The following is a 1,871-nucleotide window of genomic DNA, read 5'->3' on the forward strand; positions in this document are numbered from 1 at the left end:
GACGGTAGAGCTGGCGCCAGTTGAACAGCAAATTGTCATTGATACCGTTATCCCGTGCCAGCTTGGCAATGGATACGCCGGGCTGGAGCGCCTGCTCAACCAGCTTAATGTTAAAGTCCAGCGGGAAATTGGGACGACGTCTTGAGGGTTTTGGTGGGGGTTGTTTCATGAATGGCGCCCATTAAAAAAATAATGGACATCATCTTCAATAACTTGATGGGGAATTAACAGACGGCGCTGGGCGTACGCTTACGGCTCAGGGGCTGTTCCGCCACCGCGGCGGGCCGCCCCAGCAGCGTTTAGGCGCCCGTCAACGCCGGCATAGTCTCCGCGACGCCTTCTTGTGCCGCGTAGGTGTGGCCGGCAAACGGGTGGCGCTGGTGGATGATGTCGTTACCACGGGCAGTACCGCCGGCGAAATAAGCCGGCTGCTGCTGCGCCATCACGCGCGCGAAGTGCAGCTGTGGAGCATTTGTCGCACCTTGTAGTCTGTGGGGGAAAGGGCGTATAATATCCAATTATTTTAGTCAACTATTGAGTGAATGTTATGATCCGTATTACCGATGCTGCCCAGGAACATTTTGCTAAATTGCTGTTCAATCAGGAACCCGGCACCCAGATCCGCGTGTTCGTTATCAATCCTGGCACGCCCAATGCGGAATGCGGCGTTTCATACTGCCCGCCGGACGCGGTGGAGGCCACCGATACTGAGCTGAAATTCGATAAAATTTCGGCCTATGTGGATGAGCTCTCCGCCCCTTACCTGCAGGAGGCGGAAATTGACTTCGTCACGGATAAGCTCTGCTCCCAGCTGACGCTGAAAGCCCCCAATGCCAAAATACGCAAAGTGAACGACGATGCGCCCCTTATCGAGCGCGTTGAGTACCTGCTGCAGTCGCAGATCAATCCGCAGCTGGCGGGCCACGGCGGTCAGGTGACGCTCATGGAAATCACGGATGATATGCTGGCTATCCTCCAGTTCGGCGGCGGCTGTAACGGCTGTTCGATGGTGGATTACACGCTTAAAGAAGGGATTGAGAAAGAGCTGCTGGAGAAATTTCCCGAGCTGAAGGGTGTGCGCGATTTGACCGAGCACCAGCGCGGCGAACACTCCTACTATTAATCGGCGTTAGGCCTAATCTGTCAATGGGCGTTAGCCCGAACAGGCCATCGGCGTTAAGCCCGACCTGTCATCGGCGTTAAAACTGACCGGCGAGTGGGCGTTAGCCCGACTTAATCATCGGCGTTACCTCCGCCGCACCTCCCCCGCCAGCGGCCGACCGCCGTTAGCAGTTTGATAATTTCAGGGTCGCTAAATAGGGTCTCGAGATCCCGCGTCAACTTGTGCCGCCAGTTAGGATAGGCATCGATAGTACCGGGCACATTGACCGGTGTTGCCATCTGCAGCCAGTCTTCGGGCTGTAGCCCCAGCAGCGCGCTGCGGCTTTGCGCCACAAACCGGTGGATGGCGGCGTTCAACGCCGGTGACATGGGAATATCCTCCGCCCGCGCGGGGGTTTCGGCCGGCAGGCAATCCGCGCGCCGCAGCGCGTCCAGCAACGCCTGCCGTTCCAGACGACGTTCCTCCAGCAGCTGCCGCCAGGTCTGCTCATCGTCATACAGGCCAAGTCGGTGGGCCAGATCAATATCCGCCCCTTGCCAGAAACCGCTTAATGTCGCTAAATCACGCCGTTCAGTTTGCAACTGCCGATAAGCGTATACATCAGCGCCGCCCGGGCGCCGCCGCTATCCGAACCGAAGAACAGATAGTTCTTGCGACCCAGGCTTATTACCCGCAGCGCGTTTTCAGCGATATTATTGTCGATCTCCGCCCAGCCATCGCCGGCGTAGTAGCACAACGCACGCCAGTG

At 57.6% G+C, this 1,871-nt stretch carries 3 protein-coding genes and 2 pseudogenes; 2 read left to right on the top strand and 3 right to left on the bottom strand.

Annotated elements, in window-relative coordinates; translation table 11 throughout:
* Positions 1-178 (bottom strand): annotated as a pseudogene (locus ACMX3H_RS18425) (transposase); the annotation flags it as partial.
* Positions 179-341: 163 nt separating this feature from the next.
* Here ACMX3H_RS18425 and ACMX3H_RS18430 point away from each other — a divergent pair.
* The gene (locus ACMX3H_RS18430) at positions 342-488 is read left to right on the top strand and encodes a phosphoribosyltransferase family protein (RefSeq protein ID WP_415211822.1); all 147 of its coding nucleotides are present in this window, start codon (positions 342-344) and stop codon (positions 486-488) included.
* A 59-nt stretch (positions 489-547) separates the two neighbouring features.
* Positions 548-1,123 carry a Fe-S biogenesis protein NfuA gene (gene nfuA, locus ACMX3H_RS18435; RefSeq protein WP_415211823.1) on the top strand — a complete coding sequence of 192 codons (576 nt, stop codon included), beginning with the start codon at positions 548-550 and terminating at the stop codon, positions 1,121-1,123.
* 110 nt (positions 1,124-1,233) lie between these two features.
* On the opposite strand, the gene ACMX3H_RS18440 is transcribed toward nfuA, so the two are convergent.
* Entirely contained in the window at positions 1,234-1,704 is a 471-nt protein-coding gene (locus ACMX3H_RS18440) for a 4-alpha-glucanotransferase (protein WP_415211824.1), read from the bottom strand.
* Positions 1,686-1,871, bottom strand: a pseudogene (locus tag ACMX3H_RS18445) (IS66 family transposase); the annotation flags it as partial. The pseudogene ACMX3H_RS18445 and the gene ACMX3H_RS18440, both read right to left, overlap by 19 nt.

Source organism: Sodalis sp. (in: enterobacteria), assembly GCF_047607725.1.
GTDB lineage: Bacteria > Pseudomonadota > Gammaproteobacteria > Enterobacterales > Enterobacteriaceae > JBLKSS01.

What these genes read in the sequence shown, in the direction of transcription:
- nfuA (WP_415211823.1), top strand. Translation starts at nt 548, where the DNA reads ATGATCCGTATTACCGATGCTGCCCAGGAACATTTTGCTAAATTGCTG.